Origin of the sequence: Clostridioides sp. ZZV15-6383 (genome assembly GCF_020657735.1) — a bacterium.
Taxonomy (GTDB): domain Bacteria; phylum Bacillota; class Clostridia; order Peptostreptococcales; family Peptostreptococcaceae; genus Clostridioides; species Clostridioides difficile_D.
Genome location: NZ_JAGWCV010000228.1, coordinates 1 through 255, shown reverse-complemented (window position 1 = coordinate 255; position 255 = coordinate 1). Strand labels below are relative to the sequence as shown.

At 28.2% G+C, this 255-nt stretch carries 1 protein-coding gene; it reads right to left on the bottom strand.

The annotated features are described in order from the left end of the window. On the bottom strand, positions 1 to 255 hold a 255-nt coding region (locus tag KGF42_RS19570; RefSeq protein WP_227826944.1), incomplete at both ends, for an RNA-guided endonuclease TnpB family protein.

Below are 255 nucleotides of genomic sequence, written 5' to 3'. Positions count from 1 at the left end.
ACCATACCAATTAGCCTTGTATTCTAATTGACGAATAAACTCTGACCATGACACATCAGAAATTAAGCGAGATAGTTTACGATTTCTAATCATATTCTTTACTTGTAAATCTTCTATGCAAATAATACCGTTCTCTTTTATTAGTTTAGTAGATAGTTTTTGTAGAAAATCATTTCTTTGATTAGCTATATGTTCTTGAAGTCTTGCAACTTTTAATCTTACTTTATTTCTATTTAAACTACCGATTGTCTTTCT